Below are 18,980 nucleotides of genomic sequence, written 5' to 3' on the forward strand. Positions count from 1 at the left end.
GTCTGCGCGATACGCCCTGGGAGACACCACCGCGCGTGCTGATCTGTGGTTCGCTCTACCTTGCCGGCGCCGTGCTCGCCTCGAACGGGACCCTGCCCGAGTAAGCTTCGCCCAACATGTGGCACATCCGGGTATGGACAGACGGCCCGTTGCGCGCCAGCATGGCGGTCCATGAAGAAAGCACCATGACAACACTCCTTCTCACCCATCCCGCTGCCCTTGATCACGAAACCCCGACCGGCCATCCGGAATGCGCTGATCGGATCAAGGCCGTCGAGGCCGCGCTCGAGGACGAGCGCTTCGCCATGCTCGCCCGGGAAGCGGCGCCCATGGCCAATATCGAGGCAGTGGCGCTGGCGCATCATCGCGGCTATGTGGAGGCCCTCCTTGAAGCCTCTCCCGAATCGGGGCTGGTGCAGATCGATTCCGACACGATTCTCTCACCCGGCACCATGGAAGCGGCCTTGCGCGGCGCCGGCGCCGCGACGCTGGCGGTCGACGAGGTGATGGCGGGAAAGGTACGCAACGCCTTCAGCGCCATGCGCCCGCCCGGGCATCATGCCGAACGCCGGGCGGCGATGGGTTTCTGCTTCTTCAACAACGCCGCCATCGCCGCGCGCTGGGCGCGCCATCATCATGGCGCGGAGCGCGTCGCGATCATGGATTGGGACGTGCATCACGGCAACGGTACGCAGGACATCTTCTGGGACGATCCGGACGTGCTCTACATCTCGACCCACGAGATGCCGCTCTTCCCCGGCACGGGTGACCCGAACGAGCGCGGCGCGCATGACAACATCCTCAACATCGCCCTCTCACCCGGGGATGGCAGCGATACGTTCCGCGAGGTGATGACCACCGGCATCGTGCCTCGCCTCACCGATTTCGCGCCTGATCTCCTCATCATCTCCGCCGGGTTCGACGCGCATTGGCGCGATCCGCTCGGCAGCGTCAATCTGACCGAGGCCGATTTCGCCTATGCCACAAAGGCTCTGATGCGGGTGGCCGAGCGCTCCTGCGCGGGCCGCGTCGTCTCGATCCTGGAAGGCGGCTACGATCTGGTGGGCCTCGCCAAATCGGTCGCGGCACATGTCGAGACGCTGATGGATCCGGCGTGATCATCACGAGGCCGCGAGCGGAGGTCAACAAGGCTTGCCCGGCGCATCATTCGGCGCGACAAGGCTAATCGGATTCGGCTTTCATCCGGTATCCAGTCCAAGCCATCGGAGCGTGTTTCGTCATGCCGTTCTCATCGCGTCTGCAGCTCTCCCGCCGCGACCTGCTCACCGGCTTCGTCACCCTGCCCGCCGCCAGCGTGATCGGCCTGCCCGCGCAGGCGCGTGATGCGCGCCGCGTGCCATACGAGCTCGTCGAGGATGCGCTGGCGCTTCCGGGGGCGGCCTATGTCGGTGCGGAGCATCCTGATGTGATGATGGTCGAATTCTTCGATTACAATTGCCCCTTCTGCCGCCAATCCGCACAGGACATGGACCAGTTGCTCGATATCGACGAACATCTAGGCTATGTCCTCGTCAACTACGCCATCCTCGGCGAGCCCTCCGTGGAAGCGACGCGGATTGCCCTCGCCTTCCAGGGCCTCTACGGCAACGATCACTACCGCGATTTTCATCTCGCGCTCTATGCATTGCGGGGCGTGAAGAACGGCCAGCGCGCGCTCGACGTGGCAATGGAATTGGGCGCCGACGGTCATGCGCTCGTCGAATTCGCCGATTCCGACCTCGTCACCATGGCCATGCAAGCCGCCATCAGCGCCGGCAACAACCTCAACATCAACGCCACCCCCTCCTTCGCCATCGGCCCGTGGGTCTATGACGGTCAGGTGCCGCTCGACGGCAAGCTGCGCATCATCGATGCGCTGCGGGCGTGACGCGCAGCTTCTGGATAACTCCCGAAACCGGGTTTCCCCGGCGGCACGCGTAGCGTAGCCAAGACGCTTGGCATCACGGAAGCGGAGCGAGGCGACGTGCGGTTTTCGATCACCACCTGGAACATCAATTCGGTGCGCCTGCGCATCGATCAGGTCACCCGCTTCCTGAGCGAACAGAGCCCGGACGTGCTCTGCCTGCAGGAGACCAAATGCCCGGTCGACAAGTTCCCCGAGAAGGCGATCCGTGCCGCGGGCTACGAGCACATCGCCTTCGCCGGCATGAAGGGCTATAACGGCGTCGCCATCATCTCGCGCTTTCCGGTGGCCGACATCGCCATCACCGGCTTCTGCGAGAAGGAGGATGCGCGCCATATCTCGCTGCGCCTCGGCCCGCAGGCCGGGGAAGCGGCGGGGCTTGCCATCCACAACTTCTACGTCCCCGCCGGTGGCGACGTCGCCGATCCGGCGGTGAATCCAAAATTCGCGCATAAGCTGCAATTTCTCGAGGAAATGCGCGGCTGGGCCGATCGCGCGACGGTTGCGCGCGCACCCTCCATTACTGTGGGCGATCTCAACATCGCGCCACTCGAGCACGACGTCTGGAGCCACAAGAAACTCCTCGACGTCGTCAGCCACACGCCGCTGGAGACCAGCACGCTGGAGCGTCTGCGCGAGGAGGCCGGGCTGATCGATTCCATGCGGGACCTGCGCCCCGAGCCGGAGAAGATCTACAGCTGGTGGAGCTATCGCTCGCCGGACTGGAACACAGCGGACAAGGGGCGCCGGCTCGATCACATCTGGCTCTCGCCGGATCTCGCTCCCGTCTGCCGCTCCGTCGAGGTGCTGCGCGAGGCGCGCGGCTGGGAGCGCCCCTCCGATCATGCGCCGGTGACCGCCGTGCTGGAGCTCTGACGGGTCAGAGCATCAGCATCACGCCGGCGACGGCGACATAGCGCGCACCCTTGGCGAGCATCACCAGTGGCACGACGATCCACAACGGCGTGCGCATCACACCGGCTATGACCGTGAGCGGATCGCCGATCACCGGAGTCCAGGAAAGCAGCAGGCTCCACACGCCCCATTTTGCATAGATTGCCGCATAGCGCGCATACTGCTCCGGCGTCAGCGGGAAGCGACGGTGATGGCGAAACCGCGCGGCGAAAAGTCCTATCGCCCAATTGACGACAGAGCCGAACGTATTGCCGAGCGTCGCCACGATGACGGCGCTCGTCGCACTTGCCGTGCCGAGAGCTATGATTCCGGCGAGAACCGCCTCGGACGATCCAGGCAGCAGCGTCGCCGACGTGAAGGCCGACACGAACATGCCGGCCAGTTCCCAGAACGTCGACACACTGCGCCTCCCCGCGAACCCATCCGCACCAGCGGATAAGGCGCTGTCATGCGATTGTCACCCTCACTCAGCCGACAATGTGAAACCCGGGCTCGTCCGGCACCGTGGTATCCGCCACGCGGACGCTTTCCACCTTTGCGGCCGTCGGGCCGTCATGCAGCTTCGCGATCAGGATCTCGACCGCTTCTTCGGGGCCGGCCAGAACGGCTTCGACCGCACCGTCGGACCGGTTACGGACCCACCCGGAGACACCTTCGGCCAAGGCCTGTTCACGCGCCCATGCCCGGAACCAGACACCCTGCACACGGCCCGTCACATGCACATGTCTTGCTATCGTCATATCGCTAAACCCGCTGATCGAGAGGCTCGTGCCGAATTGTGGAAGACGCACTCTCGCAAAACTTCCCTTCAATCGCTACCGCAGGCGACGGGCGGGGCCGGTCGAGGCGCAATCCGCACCGTGGCGAAGCGCCCGTATGCAAGTGCCGCACGGTTTGCTAACAGGAATACCTCAGGTTCGAAACGCAGCAACCCATAGGGAATCGTCAGATCGTGTCCGCGCCAGCATTCACCCCCACCCCTGAATTTCTCGCGAGCCTGTCCCAACGGCTCGGCGCAGAACATGTCCTGACTCAGCCGGAAGACATGGCGCCGCATCTCGTCGAAACGCGCGGGCTCTATAGCGGTCTGGCCGGTGCCGTGGTGCGCCCCAAGGATTCGCAGGAGGTCGCCTTCGTCATGGCGGCCTGCCACGCGGAAGGGGTCACCGTCGTGCCCCATGGCGGCAATACGGGGCTCGTCGGCGGCGGAGTCCCATTCGGCGGGATCGTGCTGTCGCTCTCGCGCCTCAATGCCATCCGCGAGGTCGATGCCTCGAATGCGACGATCACGGCGGAGGCCGGCTGCACGCTCAAGAGCATCCAGGATGCAGCGGAAGAGGCCGACAAGCTGTTCCCGCTCTCGCTTGGCTCCGAGGGCACCTGCCAGATCGGCGGCAACATCGCCACCAATGCCGGCGGCACCGGCGTGCTGCGCTACGGCAATACCCGTGATCTGGTGCTCGGCCTCGAGGTCGTCCTGCCGGACGGGCGGATCTGGAACGGGTTGCGCGGCCTGCGCAAGGACAATACCGGCTACGATCTCAAGCACCTCTTCATCGGCTCTGAAGGCACGCTCGGCATCGTCACGGCGGCGGTGCTCAAGCTCTATCCGGCACCGAAATCACAGGTCACCGCCTTCATCGGCTGCGACGGGCCGCAGACAGCGCTCACCATTTTCGAGCGCCTGCGCGCCGCAGCGGGCGACCAGCTCACCGCCTATGAATTCATCCCGCGCTTCGGCCTCGACATGGTGATGAAGCACGGCCATGACGTCACCCGCCCGCTCCAGGGGGAGCACGCCGCCTATGCGTTGATCGAGCTCACCTCCCCCCAGCCGGATGCGGATCTGCAGACACTCGCCGAGACCGTGCTCGGCCAGGCGATCGAGGATGAGCTCGTGGAGGACGCCGCGCTCGCCACCAGCGGCGCGCAGGTTGCCGGGATGTGGAAGCTGCGCGAGCTGATGTCGGAGGTGCAGGGCAAGGAAGGCGGCTCGATCAAGCACGACGTCTCCGTGCCGGTCTCGCGCGTCGCGGATTTCCTGACCGAGGCGAGCGCCGCCTGCGAGGCCGCCATGGAGGGCTTGCGTGTGTGCGGCTTCGGCCATTTCGGCGATGGCAACATTCATTTCAATCTCAGCCAGCCTCCGGGCATGGACAAGGCCGAGTTTCTGGCGCAATGGGAGCGCTTCAACCGCATCGTTCATGATATCGTGGCAAAGATGAACGGCTCGATCGCCGCCGAACACGGGGTCGGTCTGATCAAGCGCGAAGAATTGCTGCTCTATAAGGATCCGGTCGCCGTCGATCTTATGAAGACGGTCAAGCAGGCGATGGACCCGCGCAACATTCTCAACCCGGGCAAGGTCGTCGCCATTTCGGACAACCCGCCGCCGGCGCTGCCGACCGGCAAAGACTGAGGCCGCCCGATGAACCGCCTGAAGCGCGCCGCATTCTCCTCCCTTGCCGGGTTGCGCTTCAATCTGCGCAGCGAGGAATCCTTCCGGCAGGAAGCGATCATCCTGGTGCTCTGCCTCGTCCTCGGCTTTTTCATCGCACCGAACGCGGCCTGGTACGTCGCCATGATCGGCTCGCTGGTCCTGGTCATGGTGACGGAGTTGCTCAATACCGCGATCGAGCGCCTGTCGGATCACGTTACACCGGATTTCCATCCGCGCATCGGCGCGGTGAAGGATTCCGCCTCGGCAGCCGTGTTCCTTGCCATCGTGCTCGCGGGCATCGTCTGGCTCACCGCCCTTGCGGAACGCCTCGGCCTGCTGCCGTGAGATCGCGCGCCGTGGCGTGACGCGAAAAGCGTCTGGGCGCGATTGTCGCGTCGCGATGATTGACGCAGCGTCATGTTGCGTTTGTCTAGGCGCATGCTGCAAGGCCACGCGCGCGCGTTCATCTCCTCCAACTGGGCCGGACTGGCGCTCTCGCTCGCCGTGGCGATCGTCGCCGTCTGGCTGGCGCCGCGCCTTCCGGATCTGCTGCCCCTGCCTGCGATGGTGATTGCGCTGCTGATCGGCGTCGCGCTGAACCCGCTCGCCGCGCGTCCGCTCTTCGAGCCGGGTATGGCCCTCGCCGTGAAGCGGCTCTTGCGCATCGCGGTGGCGCTGCTCGGCCTGCGGATCGCGCTGGGCGATATCGTCGCGCTCGGCCTGGCCACGGCGCTGATCGTGATCCTCTCCATGGTGGTGACGGTGATCGCAGGCTTCGCCATGGCGCGGGCGATGGGCCAGGAGGCGGGTTACGGCGCGCTCGCCGGCGCCGCCACCGCCGTCTGCGGCGCTTCCGCGACGCTCGCCACCGCGACGGTGGTACCGCAATACAAGGGCAAGGAAGCCGATATCGCCTTCGTCGTGGTGGCGGTAAACGCGCTCTCGACGCTGGCCATGGTGCTCTACCCGGTGCTCGGCGCGATCCTCGGCCTTGATGAGCGCAATCTCGGCATCATGCTTGGCGCCACCATCCACGACGTCGCTCAGGTCGTGGGCGCGGGCTACGCGATTTCCCCGGAAACCGGCGATACGGCGGTGATCGTCAAGCTGTTCCGGGTGTTTCTGCTGCTGCCGGTCGTGCTCGTCATTGGCTGGTATTTCGCCGCGCGGACACGCGCGAGCGCCGGCGGTGTGGCGGGCGAGGCTGCGGCGAAAGTGCCGGTTCCGGTCTTCGCCATCGTCTTCCTCATTCTGTGCGTGATCAATTCCATTGCCCTTACGCAGCCGGCGCTCGCGCCCTTCTACGAACCCGTGCGCAGCTTTCTCGTCGCGGTCTCGCAGTGGGGGCTACTGATCGCGATCGCGGCTCTGGGGCTGGGCACCTCGGTGCGGGCAATCGCGGCGCTGGGCTGGCGCCATGCGCTGAGCATCGTGGCGACGACGCTCGTCATCCTCGTGGTGGCTGGTGCCATGATCGCCCTGCTTCTGTGAGCCGCGCGGTTTTTTTCGGTTCGCACTAGCCGCCCGGTCCAGCGCGCATTATGGTGCGCCGCAATTGATCCCCCATCAGGGCATAATCGGACGAGCGACACATGGCAGAAACCGGCACTCCCCATTTCCACAACGAAAACGGGCTGCGCGTGATCCATACGGGCTCGAAGGAATTCATGTGCATCGGGGCGAAGCCGCCCTTCGATCACCCGCATGAATTCATCGATATGGGCGGCGCCGACGAGGCGATCTGCCCCTATTGCTCGACGCTGTATCGCTACAAGCCGGAACTCGGCCCGGGCAAGGTCGAGCCTGCAGAATGCCTGTGGGACGGCAGCGCCACCACGCCCGACAAACTGCTCGCGGGCAGCGCGCGCTGAAACCGGCATAACCAATGTCCCTACATGACGTGACCGTGATCGGCGCCGGTATCGGAGGTCTGACGGCTGCCCTCGCCCTGTCGCAAATCAGACGTCGGGTGACGCTCGTCGAGCGGCGCACCGGCTTCACCGAGGTCGGCGCCGGGCTGCAACTCTCGCCGAACGTAACACGTATCCTCGGCGATCTCGGCCTCGGCCAGGCGCTCGCACGCCAGGCTTGCGAACCGCAGCGCGTCGTGGTGCGTGCGATACGTTCGGGGGGCACGATCGGCGAAGTCGCGCAGGGCCCGTTCATGCGCGAGCGCTTCGGGGCACCGAATTACGTCATCCACCGCGCCGATCTGCAGACGATGCTGCTCGACGCCGTGCGCGCCCAGCCGAACATCCGCCTGTTGATGGGGCGCACACTCGAACATCTCGACCAGCAGGACGGCCATGTCCGGCTCGGCTTCACGCGCTCGGGCGAGCAGCGCGAGGATATGGCAAGCGCAATCGTCATCGGGGCGGACGGAGCCTGGTCGAAGGCACGCCCGCTGATCGGTGATCCCCGCGTGCCGACCTTTCAGGGCTATGTCGCCTGGCGCGCCACCATCCCGCGCAAGGATGCGCCACCGGAACTGGCCGGTGAGGAAACCGGGCTCTGGCTCGGCCCGCAGGGCCATATCGTGCATTATCCCGTCAGCGCCGGGCGCAAGCTCAACATCGTGGCGATCCGCCGCCAGCCGAAAGCCGCGATCGGTTGGTCGGAACCGGGAGAATGCGCCGAACTGCTCGCAGCCTTTGCCGGCGCCGCCACGCCCCTGCAAGGCCTCCTCGCCGCACCGCAGGAATGGCTGTTATGGTCGCTGCACGACCTCTCCGTGGGCGCGCTCGCACGCGGGCGGGTCGCGCTGCTCGGCGATGCCGCTCATCCCGTGCTGCCTTTCATGGCACAGGGTGCCGCGATGGCGATCGAGGATGCGGCCATACTGGGCTCTGCGCTCGCGGACATGCCACATAAACCGGTTGATGCGTTAAATCGCTATGCTAAGTTGCGCCTTCAGCGGGTGCGTCGGATCCAGGCGACCGCGCGGCGTAATGGACGCGTCTATCATGCGGGTCTCCTCGCCGGGCTCGGACGCGACCTGGTCATGCGAAAGCTGGGAGCCGAAGGGATGGCCGAACGCTATTCCTGGATCTATGGCTGGAGGCCTTGATACCTGTCGCATCGATTCAGAAAGTTGAAACATGATTGCTTGCTTATCGATAAAATGATGATAAAATATCGATATTCTTGACCTTCTGGCCGTCTCGAATCCGGGAACGAGGCCTAATGCTCTCTGCGGGAGGAATGCGTGACAACCGGTGATCCGGCCTTTCTGCCTTGTGGAGATGCGGCTCTGAGCGTCGAATTCGGGCGCGTTGTCGATCCGCGACTCAACGCGCTCGCCCTCGATCTCGATGCCGCGCTCGCCGCTGCGCCGCCGAAAGGGCTTCTCGAGACGGTCCCGACCTATCGTGCGCTGCTGGTGCATTTCGATCCGCTCGTGACAAACCATGCACAGATCGAAGAAGCCATCAGCGCGCTGCTCGGCAACCTTGAAACCAGCACCAAGACGCCGCGCCGCTGGCGGGTGCCCGTGGTCTATGGCGGGCCCTACGGCGTCGATCTGGAAGATCTCGCCAAGGCACGCGGGCTGACGCCGGATGACGTGATCGCGCGGCATGCGGGAGCCGTCTATACCGTGGCGATGCTCGGCTTCACGCCCGGTTTCTGCTATCTCGCCGGGCTTGATCCCGCGCTCGCCACGCCCCGGCGCACCGATCCGCGCGAAGTCACGCCGGCGGGTACGATCGCGATCGGGGGCGATCAGGCCAATATCGCCTCGATCGAGGCGCCGTCCGGCTGGCATCTGATCGGGCGCACGCCCCTGCGCAATTTCATGCCGTCGCGCGACCCGGCCTTCCTGATTGATGCCGGCGACGAAATCGTCTTCGCGCCGATCCCGGAGGATGACTGGGCGGAGCTCGACGCCGCAGCCGCTGCAGGCGAACGGATCGCGCAAGAGGTCACGAACGAACAGAGCGAAAAAGAGGCCGGGCATGGCTGAGATCGAGGTCATAGATTGCGGCCCCGCAACCACGATTCAGGATGCCGGGCGTTACGGATTGCAGCGTTACGGTGTCGGCCCTGCAGGCGCGATGGACCGCGATGCGCTCACCCTCGCCAATCTGCTCGTCGGCAATGATCCGGACGAAGCGGCGATCGAATTCGCCGGGCTCGGCGGGCGTTTCAAGGTGAAGGAGGGCCAGATCCGCATCGCGCTGGCTGGAGCGGATGCGACCTTGTCGGTCGAGGGCGAACCCGTTGCACCGCAGACCAGTGTCATGCTGCGGGCCGGGGACGCGTTCAGCGTCGGCCCCGCGCGGCAAGGCGTTTATGCCATGCTCGCCATTGCCGGCGGTCTCGCCGTCGAACCGATGCTCGGCAGCCGCTCGCTGCACCGGCGCGCCGCCATTGGTGGCCTCGACGGCAAACCGCTGCAGGCCGGCGCCATCCTGGCCTTGCGCCAGGACGTCCCGGCAGGTGACGACCTCACCCTGCCCGATCTGCCCGAAGCGGCGCACGGCCCCATCCGCGTCCTGCCCGGCCCGCAGGATGATCATTTCACGCAGGCCGGTCTCGCGACCTTCTTCGACAGCACATACACCCTCTCGCGTCAGGCCGATCGCATGGGATACCGCCTCAACGGCCCCGTGATCGAGCATGCTGACGGCTTCAACATCATCTCCGACGGCATCGTCACCGGCGCCATCCAGGTTCCGGGCTCCGGTGAACCGATCGTGCTGATGGCCGATCGCCAGACCACGGGCGGTTATCCGAAGATCGCGACGATCATCAGCGCGGATCTCGCGCGTTTCGCACAGCTGCGCCCCGGTGATCCGGTACGGTTTCAAGCGGTTTCGCAGGAGGAGGCCGTGACGGCGGCACGCGAGGCAGCACAGTGGCGTGCAGAATTGCGCGACAGGCTGATCCCTGCCGGTGCGATGGATCTCACCAGCGAAAGGCTCTTGTCACTCAACCTCATCGGCGGCATGGTCGATGCCCGGGCGAATTTTTTCGAAACGGAGACAGCATGATGCGCGTCGATCTCAATTGCGACATGGGCGAGGGTTTCGGCGCATGGAAGATGGGCGACGACGACGCCATGCTCGACATCGTGACCTCCGCCAATGTCGCTTGTGGGTGGCATGCGGGTGATCCGGGGATCATGCATCATACTGCGGCGCTCGCGAAGGAGAAGGGAGTCGCCATCGGCGCACATCCGGGCTTCAATGATCTCTGGGGCTTCGGGCGGCGCGTGATCGCAGGCCATTCCATGGACGATCTGGAGAAACAGGTCGCCTACCAGATTGGTGCATTGCAGGCCTGCGCAAGTCTCGCCGGACACAGGGTCACTCATGTCAAGCCGCACGGAGCGCTCGGCAACCTGTCCCAGGCCGATGATGACATCGCCATGGCGATCGGGCGCGCCATCAAGGGCGTCGACGCGACGCTGGTCTATATGGTGATGCCGACGCAGGCGACCGAACGCGCGGCGGAGAAGCTCGGCCTCCTCATGGCGCGCGAGGCCTTCGCGGACCGCACCTATGACGATACCGGCAACCTCACCAGCCGCAAGGTTGAAGGCGCCATCATCCATGATCCCACATTCGCGGCGGCCCGGGTGCTGCGCATGATCGAGGATGGTGAGATCACTACCGTGACTGGCGGCAAGATCAAGGCACAGATCGATTCGATCTGCGTGCATGGCGACAATCCCGCTGCCATCGGCATGGCCCGCGCCGTGCGTGACGCGCTCATCGCCAAGGGTATCGCCGTACGTCCGTTCATCGAAGCCTGAAACGGCATCGCGACGGCTCAGACGATGCAATCGTCACCCGCACCGTCGCAATTCAGCGATGGGCTCATCATTCGCGTCGATGCGGATGTCCCTGAGCCGGTATTACTCATCGGCCAAGATGTGGATCGTGACGGAACGCTCGCCGTCGCGATCACGACCGGCTGCGGCTTCGCGCACTGCGATCAGGCGAACCGGCAAGGTCCTGCGACAGGGTGGTGCGACAAGGCTGTCAAGCAAGTCGTTTGCCGTGAACGGCATAGCACGCCGTCGATCCCGGGATACGGGGTGGACAGCGCCGGCCGCGCCACAGTCCCGGCATGCGAACGGCAGGGGTGACGCGTTTTCCGATCGCGCCCAACGCAGGGAAAGGGTCATGCTCGACCTCATGCTCCGAATGCGGCGAGTGGCGACATGCAAGCCCTCCATAATACCAAGCCCTCCGTAATACTACGAGAGTGCTCCGGATCAGCCCTCCTGATAGTTGCCTGATGGACCGGAATACAATTTAAAAGCATGCCGCCAACGCGAAGCGCCGAAAGGTTGTGTCCCGATTAAAGACTTTTTCAGACGAATCATGTTGTCTGAGGCTAAGTGAAAGAAACGTTTGAATCCGATGCCTGAATCCGAACATGCTCAACCCGGACGGTCGACATGCCTGAGCGAGGGGGTCTTTGACCTGCTCTGCACGGCAACGCGCGAGGGCTGTTTCGTGTCCCTCGACGGTGACTGGGAAGGCGTGCTCGGCTGGCACCCCGATGCGTTGATCGGACAACGCTATCTCGACCTTCTGCATCCAGAGGATCTCGGCGCCACCCGTGAAGCAGCCGTGCAGCTCTTTTCCGGCGTTCCGGTGACGCGCTTCATCAATCGCTATCGCAGCCGCAGCGGAAGCTATCGCTGGTTCGAATGGTATGCACGCGTCGCGGATGACGGCCTGATTCACGCCTCCATACGTGACATCACCTGCGAGAGGCGCCAGCTGGCCCATGCCAGACAGGTGGAGGCCATATCGGGCATTGGCAGCTGGGAGCTCGATCCCGGCATGCAGGTGCTGATCTGGTCACCCGGGACCTATACGATTTTCGGCCTCGATCCGGAGAGCTTCCGCCCGGACCTCGAATCGGCACTGGCCTTGTTCGACCCGCAAGACGAACCGGTCTTGCGGGCTGCGATCGCGGAACTGATCGCGCAGGGCACCGCTTTCGACCTGACACTTGCCTTCATGACCGCTGCCGGCGAAAAGCGCTTCGGACGCGTCACCGGCGGCGCAGAGCATGACGGCCGGACCGTTACCAACGCCTTCGGAACCTTCCAGGACATCACCGAGCTCTACACGGCGCGCGAGGAGGCCCGCCGCGCACGCGAAGAGTTGCAGAATGCCATCGAAGCGCTGCCTGACGGTTTCGTTCTGTTCGACAAGGAAGACCGGATCGTCGCCTTCAACGAGCAGCACCGGCGTCTTTATCCCAACATGGCCGATGCGGTGCAACTGGGCGCGCGCTTCGAGGATCTCGTGCGCCTGTCGTTGAAGCGCGGTAATTTTCCGGAAGCCGAGGGCCGTGAAGAGGAGTGGATGGCCGAGCGTCTCGCCGCCCATGCCCTGCCCCGCTCCCTCGTCGAACAGCCGATCCGGGATGGTCGCTGGCTGCGCATCATCGAGACCGAGACCCGCGACGGCGGTCGCGTCGGCATGCGCGTCGACATCACCGATCTCAAGCGCCAGGAGCAGCGCCTCGCCGACATCATCGCGGGCACCAATGTCGGCACCTGGGAATGGGACATGGCCAAAAATGTCATGTCCTACAATGATCGCTGGGCCGAGATCATCGGCTACCGCCTGGAGGAAATCCTGCCGGCAACGATCGATTTCTGGCGACGCATCAGCCATCCGGACGACATCATCCGGGCCCGCGCAGATCTCGAAGCCCATTTCCGGGGGGAGACCGAGTTCTACGAATGCGAGGTGAGGCTGCGCCATAAGGAAGGGCACTGGGTCTGGGTTCTCGATCGCGGACGCGTTTCGCAACGTGACGAAAACGGCAAACCGTTGCGCATGTCGGGGACCCATCTCGACATCACCGAGCGCAAGCAGGCCGAGATCGAACTGGAACATCAGGAGCAATTGCTGCGCGGTCTGTTCGAACTGTCCCCGGTCGGCATCGCCCTGAATGATTTCGAGACGGGCGCCTTCATAGACGTCAACGATGCCCTGCTCTCTTCGGCGGGCTATACCCGCGAGGAATTCCTGGCACTGAGCTATTGGGACGTCACGCCTGAAGATTACGCAGAGGCCGAAAAGCAACAGCTAGAAAGCATGCAACGCACCGGGCGTTTCGGGCCGTTTGAAAAGGAATACATCAACAAGGATGGTCACCGCTATCCGGTTCTGCTGAACGGCATGCTCGTTCATGATTCAACGGGTCGCCAGCTGATCTGGACGATCATCGAAGACATAAGTGCCCGCAAGGCTCTGGAGGCCGCCTTGATAGCCGAGCGGGATTTCCTCGCCCAGATCAACGCGACCAGTGTCTCGGCCATTACAGCCCTGGATGCCGATGGCGCCATCGTCTTTGCCAATGACGAGGCCGAAAGGGTGCTCGGCATCGCGCATTCCGTTGTCGAGGGGCGCAGCTTCGATGCGCCGGAATGGCGTATTACCGATCTCGATGGCGGGCCGTTCCCTATGGATGATCTGCCCTTCATTCGCGTCATGAAGACTGGCGAGCCGGTCTATGACGTACGCCACGCCATCGTCTGGCCCGATGGCCGGCGCCGCGTCCTGTCGATCAATGCTGCCCCGCTCAAACAGACGAACGGCACACGGGCCCGCGTCGTCTGCTCCGTGACCGATATCACCGAGCGGATGGCGAACGAGGCGCGCATCCTCAGCCAGGCGCGCGAGGATGCGCTCACGGGTCTGGCCAACCGTGCGGCGCTGATGGAGCAGCTCGAGCACTTTGCCGGTGATCGTCGTGAGCGCGACCGGAGTGGCGCCTTCATTCTGCTTGATCTTGATTATTTCAAGGAGATCAATGACAGCCTTGGCCATATCGCCGGCGATGAACTCCTCAATGAAATCGCCCACCGCCTGCGCGAAAGCATTCGCGACGGTGATCTGGTGGCGCGGCTGGGCGGTGACGAATTCGCGATTCTGCTGCGTGACATGCGCAGGGAAGAGGATATCGATACTGTCGCCGAGACGCTGCTGGCACGTATCCGCGAGCCGTTCATGCTGCACGGGCGCGCGCTCAACCCTTCAATGAGTATCGGTATCGCATTGCGGCCAGCCGGCGGAGCCTCGGTGGAAGAGCTCTATCGCAACGCGGACAGCGCCCTGTATCATGCCAAGGCAACCGGACGAAACACCTGGAGCCTGTTCAATGCCGATCTGCGCGAACGCATCGCCCGTCGCAAACAGATCGGTCATGCGATTGAGGAGGCCGTTGTCGGAGGCGGACTCGAAATCGCGTTCCAGCCTCAGATCCGTCTCGATACTGGTGAGCATTCCGGCTTCGAAGCGCTGGCCTTCACCCATGAGGCGGAGCCAGTGTTTCTCTCGCGCGACTATCTCGCGATCGCCGAGGATACCGGCCAGATCCAGGCAATCGGCGACCGACTTCTCGAAGTCGGTCTCTCGCGCCTCGCGCGGTTCGTCGCGGATGGGAATGATCCGGGTCGTCTCGCCCTCAATATCTCCGCGACACAACTAAAGGATGAAGGTTTTGTCCCGCGCGTCGCGGCAATGCTGAACCGGTTCGGCCTCTCGCCCAACCGCGTCGAGTTCGAGATCGCCGAGAACACGCTCGTCGATCGCGGCGCAAAAACCGTTCGCGAGGCGCTTGCGGCACTCGATACCCTGGGAGCCACGATCGCGCTCGATGATTTCGGCACGGGCGCCACCTCGCTCTCCCATCTGACGAGCTTTCCAATTTCACGCCTGAAGATCGATCCGTCCTTCGTGAGAGCCATCGGGACGGGTTGCGAGTCCTCACGAATCCCGGGCACCATCATCGACATGGCGCATAATCTCGGGATCGGCGTTATCGCGGCGGGCGTGGATCAGCAGTCCCAGTTCGACAGCCTGGCCATGGCAGGCTGCGATTTTGCGCAGGGTGAACTGATCAGCAAACCGCTTCTCGACGATGCGGCAATCGAGACCTATCTGATCGCGCGCGAAGTCATGCGCACCCGCGACAAGGTCTTTCTGCTGTAGCAGGCATGTTTCGTGACAGTCGAACCCTACCCTTGCCCCGCCAGCAGCGGCTGCACCGGGCCGGGAGTGGCTGCGTCGATCACGCGTTTGCGGCGGTGGGAAACGCTCCGATCAAGCGCCTGCCGCGTCAGAAGGGCGCTTGCGCATTCCCGGCCCATGGGTTTCCCAAGGAGAAAACCCTGCGCCATTTCGCAATGATGATCACGCAGAAAAGCGGCCTGAGCCTCGGTTTCCACGCCTTCCGCAGTCACGTCCAGACTGAGTGCCCGCGCGAGGCCGAGCAGGGCGGCGACGATGGCGGCGTCTTCCGCATCCGTTTCCAGATTCTGGATGAAGGAACGGTCGATCTTGATTTCGGAAACCGGAAACTGCTTCAGATGCACGAGTGACGCGTAGCCCGTGCCGAAATCATCGAGGGCGATGCGTATTCCGGCGCGGTCGAGATAGGTCAACGCCCCCGCGACGGCGCCCCCGCCCTCGCCGAGAAAGACGCGCTCGGTCACCTCGACAGCGCAGTAGCGCGCAGGAATGGCGCGTTCGACCAGCATGTCCGGCAGCGCCCAGGCGAGGCCGCCCTCTCCGAAATCGGCTGCAGCCAGATTGAGCGCGACGGGCCCCGCCGCGAGCCCGGCATCGATCCAGCCCCGCAGGTCATCGAGCACCTGCCGGGCCATTTCACGCCCGATATCGCGCGCGAGTTCAGGCATGTCGAAGGCCGAGCCGAACACGGCGGGCGTCAGCACGCCCCGCTCGGGATGACGCCAGCGCGCCAGCGCCTCGAAGCCACAGACCAGCCCCGAATCGAGATCGATCTTGGGCTGATAATAGGGGATGATCTCATGTCCAGCCAGAGCGCGCGTGATCTGTGCGGCCATGCCGACGCGGCGCGCAACGCCTTGCGCCAACTCCTGATCGAACAGCTGAATCGAAGCAGCACCGCGCCGCGCACTCTGTTTTGCCGCATGCAGGGCAGTCTGGGCGTGCCGGAAAAGGGTTTCGCCCTCTGCCTCTCTGCGGCTCGACCAGGCAAGACCGACGCAGACGCGCGCCGTGAGTATGTGATCAGCCTGGTAGATATCTTCGGCCAGCGCTTCGGCGAGCGCCTGGGCGACGCCAATCGCCTCCTCGGCGCTCGCGGCATCGGCGAGGAAGACTCCGAACTCGTCACCGCCGATGCGGGCAACGACATCGTCACGACCGAGCTTTTCGCGCAAACGTACGCCCGTACGCCGCAACAGCGCGTCGGCGCCCTCATGGCCGAGCGCTGCATCGAGCGCCTTGAAATCGAGATAATCCAGCAATGCGAGAGCCACGCCACCGCCGCCATTCCGGTTGTTTTCGACACTCTGATGCAGGCTGGCGAGGAAACAGGCTCGGTTGGGCAGGCCGGTGAGAGCGTCATGATTGGCCGCACGCCAGGCCTCTTCCTCGGCGGCCTTGCGATCGGTGATATCATAGGTCACTCCGATGATCCGGCGTCCCCCATCCGCATCGCGCCGCTCCAGGCCACGGGAGGAAAGCCAGAGCAGTCGCCCGTCCGGATGCCGATAACGCAATTCGGGTACGCGCATGCTGCCACCCTTCACATACGCAGCATGAAAGACGGCCCGATCATCAGGATGCATGTTTTCGATATAGCCGTTGAAATCATCGGGAGCTACGCCGAGAATGGTCCAGGAATTGTCGGTGCGGCTGCTCTTGCCAGCCTCGGGATCGTACTCCCACGCAACCATACGCGCGGCGGAGAGCGCCAGACGCAGCCGCGCCTCCGATCCAGCGATTTGCCCCTCGGCCAGATACCGCTCGTGGATATCGAGCGCGTTGCCGACCCATTCATGAATGCGCCCATCCTCATTCATGAGCGGAACGACGCGGATCCGATGCCAGCGCCAGAATCCCGCCGGGATGCCGATGCGCCACCTGCCTTCGAACGCGCGCCCGACCCGCCTCGCGCGACCGGCCTGCAAGAGAAATCGGAAACGGTCGTCAGGATGAAACAGGGCAAGCCAGCCATGCCCCTGCATCAGGGATATCGCAGCCCTCCCGACATGCCCGACGGCAGGGACTGCCCGGATCCGCCCATCCGCATCGGCCTGCCAGATCAGCCCGCCCCCCGCCTCCAGCAATGCAAGGTAACGCAGAGCATCGCGTGCTGCGTCACCGGCCACCGTTGCATCGGCTGAGCGGCAATCAGCGTACGTCATCGCCTGATGAGACGGCGCATCATGGTGTTCGGGCTGGCTCATCGCTCCTACGGATCAGGGAAGGTTGCTGCAACGGCGCCCCCTGCGCCGCAGCCATATCCCTGTGGAAACCATGCTCAACCACCCGACTCAACAACTCGTTAACGCGATTTCACCGTTTTTCTGAATTCAGAAATAACAAGTTCCGATATATGCAATCTTAGAATGTTTTTAAATCCCGAAATTATGGCCATGTCAGGTTTCTGACTTCTTCGGCAGCATGCAATTTTTTGCCCGGTTTACAAGACCTTGGAATAGCATGAATCGCAAAACACACATTTGGCATCAAAACTGATTTTCTAAAATTTAAGATTGTAAAAAATTTTATTATCCGGTCACCACGTGGTGAAATTTTCGTCAGGAACCAGCAGTCTCGGCAATGGTTCCAGAAAACTGACGGGCATCGCGAGAGCCGCCTTGCGCCCTGATCAGGCGGCGTCGTTTAGCGCGGCGCCGACCGGCGATACTTGTCGGCGCGGGAAGCGCGCGCTATCGCTTGGGCATGACAACGAAAACGAGCCGACCATGACCATCGCTCTCGACGGCGCCAGCCTCACCATCACCGATGCCGCCCGCGTCGCGCGCCGGGATGCGCAGGGCACTTACGCGCAAGCCGAACTCGCCCCCGCCTCCCGCGAGCGCATCGCGACGACGCGCGCCTATATCGACGAAACCTGGATGCATGACGATGCGCCGTTGATGTATGCGTTCAACACCGGCGTCGGCCTGTTCAAGGACCAGCGCGTCGTCATCGCCGACATGGCTGAGTATCAGAAGAAGACCGTTTATGCCCACGCGACGGGCGTCGGCGAGCCCTTCGCCGAGGACGTCACCCGCGCCATGATGCTGATGCGCGCCAACGCCTTCGCCTCGAATTATTCCGGCCCGCAGGTCGAACTGGTCGAGCGGCTGCTCGCCTTCCTCAATGCCGGCCTGCATCCGGTGATCCCGCAGAAGGGCTCCGTCGGCGCCTCGGGCGATCTCGCGCCGCTGGCCCATCTTGCCGCTGCCGTCTGCGGCTTCCCCGAGGCCGAAATGATCTGGCGCGGCAAGCGCCTGCCGGCGCGCGAAGCGATTGCGCAGGCGGGCTTCGAACCCGATATCATTCTCGGCGCGAAGGATGCCTCGGCCCTGATCAACGGCTCGACCACCTCGCTGGCGCTGGCCGCCCTTGCCGCGCACGATGCCCGGCGCCTGATGAAGACCGCCGATATCGCGCTATGTCTTTCGCTCGAAGCCATGCGCGGCGAACTCGCCGCCTTCGATCCGCGCCTCCAGCGCGCCCGCCCCCATCCCGGTCAGATGAAGGTGGCCCGCAATATCCTGCGCATTCTCGACGGGACGCAGCGCTGCGCCCCGGCCGCGCGGGACATCGTCTTTCCCGAGGAGAGCCGCGCGCCGGGCACCCCCGCATCGCCGCGCGTGCAGGATGTCTATTCCCTGCGCTGCGCGCCCCAGGTCCACGGCCCGGCCAATGATGCACTCGATTA

16 protein-coding genes are annotated in these 18,980 nt (G+C 64.0%); 13 read left to right on the plus strand and 3 right to left on the minus strand.

Annotation, left to right across the window (positions count from 1 at the left end; genetic code table 11):
* Positions 1–185: 185 nt before the first annotated feature.
* The 3 genes from VKP01_RS11755 (at position 186) to xth (ending at position 2,800) form a co-directional block, all read left to right on the plus strand.
* The gene (locus VKP01_RS11755; protein WP_324412493.1) at positions 186–1,118 is read left to right on the plus strand and encodes a histone deacetylase family protein; all 933 of its coding nucleotides are present in this window, start codon (positions 186–188) and stop codon (positions 1,116–1,118) included.
* 122 nt (positions 1,119–1,240) lie between these two features.
* A complete protein-coding gene (locus VKP01_RS11760) occupies positions 1,241–1,888 on the plus strand; it encodes a thioredoxin domain-containing protein (RefSeq protein WP_324412495.1) in 648 nt (215 codons plus the stop codon).
* Positions 1,889–1,984: 96 nt separating this feature from the next.
* Positions 1,985–2,800, plus strand: a complete 816-nt coding sequence (gene xth / locus VKP01_RS11765) for an exodeoxyribonuclease III (RefSeq protein WP_324412497.1) — start codon at positions 1,985–1,987, stop codon at positions 2,798–2,800.
* 4 nt (positions 2,801–2,804) lie between these two features.
* Here the strand turns inward: xth and VKP01_RS11770 are convergent, their stop codons facing one another.
* A complete protein-coding gene (locus VKP01_RS11770) occupies positions 2,805–3,239 on the minus strand; it encodes a YqaA family protein (protein ID WP_324412499.1) in 435 nt (144 codons plus the stop codon).
* A 67-nt stretch (positions 3,240–3,306) separates the two neighbouring features.
* Complete coding sequence (locus VKP01_RS11775; protein WP_324412501.1) at positions 3,307–3,579, minus strand: acylphosphatase; 273 nt, start codon at positions 3,577–3,579, stop codon at positions 3,307–3,309.
* 305 nt (positions 3,580–3,884) lie between these two features.
* On the opposite strand from VKP01_RS11775, the gene VKP01_RS11780 reads away from it, so the two are divergent.
* The 9 genes from VKP01_RS11780 to VKP01_RS11820 all read left to right on the plus strand — a co-directional run bounded on the left by VKP01_RS11780 (position 3,885) and on the right by VKP01_RS11820 (position 15,247).
* On the plus strand, positions 3,885–5,258 hold the full coding sequence (locus tag VKP01_RS11780; RefSeq protein WP_324412521.1) for an FAD-binding oxidoreductase: 1,374 nt from the start codon (positions 3,885–3,887) through the stop codon (positions 5,256–5,258).
* A gap of 9 nt (positions 5,259–5,267) precedes the next feature.
* The gene (locus tag VKP01_RS11785) at positions 5,268–5,624 is read left to right on the plus strand and encodes a diacylglycerol kinase (protein WP_074445558.1); all 357 of its coding nucleotides are present in this window, start codon (positions 5,268–5,270) and stop codon (positions 5,622–5,624) included.
* A gap of 72 nt (positions 5,625–5,696) precedes the next feature.
* Positions 5,697–6,770 carry a YeiH family protein gene (locus VKP01_RS11790; protein WP_324412505.1) on the plus strand — a complete coding sequence of 358 codons (1,074 nt, stop codon included), beginning with the start codon at positions 5,697–5,699 and terminating at the stop codon, positions 6,768–6,770.
* A 101-nt stretch (positions 6,771–6,871) separates the two neighbouring features.
* Positions 6,872–7,150: a zinc-finger domain-containing protein gene (locus VKP01_RS11795; RefSeq protein ID WP_324412507.1), complete on the plus strand. Its 279-nt coding sequence runs from the start codon at positions 6,872–6,874 to the stop codon at positions 7,148–7,150.
* A 14-nt stretch (positions 7,151–7,164) separates the two neighbouring features.
* The gene (locus VKP01_RS11800; RefSeq protein WP_324412509.1) at positions 7,165–8,346 is read left to right on the plus strand and encodes an FAD-dependent monooxygenase; all 1,182 of its coding nucleotides are present in this window, start codon (positions 7,165–7,167) and stop codon (positions 8,344–8,346) included.
* A 138-nt stretch (positions 8,347–8,484) separates the two neighbouring features.
* Complete coding sequence (pxpB, locus tag VKP01_RS11805) at positions 8,485–9,240, plus strand: 5-oxoprolinase subunit PxpB (protein WP_324412510.1); 756 nt, start codon at positions 8,485–8,487, stop codon at positions 9,238–9,240.
* Positions 9,233–10,270, plus strand: a complete 1,038-nt coding sequence (locus VKP01_RS11810; RefSeq protein WP_324412512.1) for a biotin-dependent carboxyltransferase family protein — start codon at positions 9,233–9,235, stop codon at positions 10,268–10,270. The genes pxpB and VKP01_RS11810 overlap by 8 nt, the downstream gene beginning before the upstream one ends.
* The gene (locus tag VKP01_RS11815) at positions 10,270–11,034 is read left to right on the plus strand and encodes a 5-oxoprolinase subunit PxpA (RefSeq protein ID WP_324412523.1); all 765 of its coding nucleotides are present in this window, start codon (positions 10,270–10,272) and stop codon (positions 11,032–11,034) included. Before VKP01_RS11810 ends, VKP01_RS11815 begins: the two co-directional genes overlap by 1 nt.
* A 613-nt stretch (positions 11,035–11,647) precedes the next feature.
* Complete coding sequence (locus VKP01_RS11820) at positions 11,648–15,247, plus strand: PAS domain S-box protein (RefSeq protein ID WP_324412515.1); 3,600 nt, start codon at positions 11,648–11,650, stop codon at positions 15,245–15,247.
* Positions 15,248–15,273: 26 nt separating this feature from the next.
* Here VKP01_RS11820 and VKP01_RS11825 read toward each other — a convergent pair whose 3' ends face one another.
* The gene (locus VKP01_RS11825; RefSeq protein WP_324412517.1) at positions 15,274–17,493 is read right to left on the minus strand and encodes a putative bifunctional diguanylate cyclase/phosphodiesterase; all 2,220 of its coding nucleotides are present in this window, start codon (positions 17,491–17,493) and stop codon (positions 15,274–15,276) included.
* Positions 17,494–18,015: 522 nt separating this feature from the next.
* On the opposite strand from VKP01_RS11825, the gene VKP01_RS11830 reads away from it, so the two are divergent.
* Positions 18,016–18,980, plus strand: a 965-nt coding sequence (locus VKP01_RS11830; RefSeq protein WP_324412519.1) for an aromatic amino acid ammonia-lyase, incomplete at its 3' end; no start/stop codon positions are given.

This window comes from Saliniramus sp. (assembly GCF_035311605.1).
Classification (GTDB): Bacteria; Pseudomonadota; Alphaproteobacteria; order Rhizobiales; family Beijerinckiaceae; genus Saliniramus.